Raw genomic sequence first — 1,636 nt, forward strand, 5'->3', positions numbered from 1 at the left:
CCAATGCAACAGAACGCAACGGAGAGATAGATATAGAGAAAGAGATAGATATAGAGTTAGAGTTAGATGTAGATGATAGAAAAACCACCACCGACACAAACATTCAAAATTATTATCAACAAAGAATTGGTCCATTAGATGGTTTTCAGTTTCAGCAACTTACCGAATATGTAACTTCGGATGGAATGGAGGTAGATGTTGTTATCAGAGCAATTACAGAAGCTGCTGACAACGGCAAACGGAACTTCAAGTATATCTTAGCTATTTTACGCAATTGGAAACAGAATGGAATAAAAACCATTGTTCAAGTGGAAGACAGGGAACGACAGCGAATCGAACAAAAGGCCAACTCTCAACAAAATGGACATAACTCACAACATCAGCGAACAAATGTTCCAATTTGGTCAACTGAGCCAGTAAAGACCGAACAGACTACAGAAGGACAAGCAAAGTTAGCAGAACTCTTTGCTGAATTGGAACAGATGGAAAAAGGGGAGGATTGACTATGTTTGATTATGATACTTGGCTTAGCACGCCGCCTGAACCTTTGTCAGAGCCTGATGTTGATGAAGACAGAGCCTATGACGAATGGAAAGACAACGTGGCCATGGGCTACCAATAGCGAAAAAGAAAGACAAAAGAGGAAAAGAAAATGACCGTAACAGACATTCAAACAGCAGAAAAGAACTTTTTAGAAGACCCTCAAACTTTGAATAGTACCATCGTCAGGAAGTATCTTGACCCTAAAGGGACAGCAACAGATGAGGAACTGGCTTATTTTATCGCTCAAGCAAAAGTTCAAAACTTAAACCCATTTACCAAGGAAATTTATTTTATTAAATACGGCAATCAGCCTGCACAGATTGTGGTAGCACTCAAGGCCTTCCAGAAGAAGGCGGATGCTCACCCAGAGTTTGATGGTATGGACTCAGGAATTATCTATGAAAAAGATGGCGAAATCAAGCGTTCTGATGGAGCATTTTTGCCAAAAGATGCCGAAATTTTAGGGGGGTGGGCAACTGTCTATAGAAAAGACCGTAGTCATCCAACCAAAGTAGAAGTGACCTTCTCTGAGTATGACAATTCAAAAATAAGAAAAGAAGGACCAGTGAACTCCTATGGAAAAGAAAACAAACCCAATACATGGGATGACAAACCAAGTGTCATGATTAGGAAAGTAGCCATTGTCACAGCACTCAGAGAAGCGTTCCCAAATGAATTGGGTGGTGTATATGAAGCTGATGAGCTACGCGAACTCAAAGATGTCACCCCAACTGAAACCCGTGATGAAGTCATGGCACGTAAACAGGCACAGATTGAGCAGATGAAGCAAGAGCAGACTAGAAAACAAGCCGAACCAGTAGATACTAGCTATCCAGCTGATGAAGTGCCTGACTACACCGAAGAAACAGGGCAAGGCGAGCTGTTTTCCGGTAAATTAGAGTATTAGGAGGACAACATGCAAGAATTACAAGCAAAAGTAACGCAGGCACAGGTTGAAATCATTGACCGTGAGAAATTTGAGCAGAATATCAATGAAGTTGTGTCCAAGTACGAAAATTACACGGTCACGGCTGCAACCATCAAAGATGACAAGCAAGTTTTAGCTGACATACGCAAACTCAAAAAACAAATC

3 protein-coding genes are annotated in these 1,636 nt (G+C 41.1%); all 3 read left to right on the forward strand.

What is annotated here, in order from left to right; all coding sequences use genetic code 11:
- Positions 1-503 (forward strand): DnaD domain protein (locus GT590_RS14210; RefSeq protein WP_161171197.1); only part of this gene is annotated, 503 nt, incomplete at its 5' end.
- Between the two features lie 149 nt (positions 504-652).
- The gene (gene bet, locus GT590_RS14215) at positions 653-1,450 is read left to right on the forward strand and encodes a phage recombination protein Bet (RefSeq protein WP_129984651.1); all 798 of its coding nucleotides are present in this window, start codon (positions 653-655) and stop codon (positions 1,448-1,450) included.
- Between the two features lie 9 nt (positions 1,451-1,459).
- Positions 1,460-1,636: DUF1351 domain-containing protein (locus GT590_RS14900; RefSeq protein ID WP_161171198.1), on the forward strand; the 177-nt coding region annotated here is incomplete at its 3' end.

It is taken from the genome of Eggerthella sp. BIOML-A1 (assembly GCF_009875595.1).
In the GTDB taxonomy this organism is placed as follows: Bacteria; Actinomycetota; Coriobacteriia; order Coriobacteriales; family Eggerthellaceae; genus Eggerthella; species Eggerthella lenta.

Excerpts from the sequence above, each read along its gene's own strand:
- bet (WP_129984651.1), top strand. The coding sequence starts at position 653 with ATGACCGTAACAGACATTCAAACAGCAGAAAAGAACTTTTTAGAAGAC.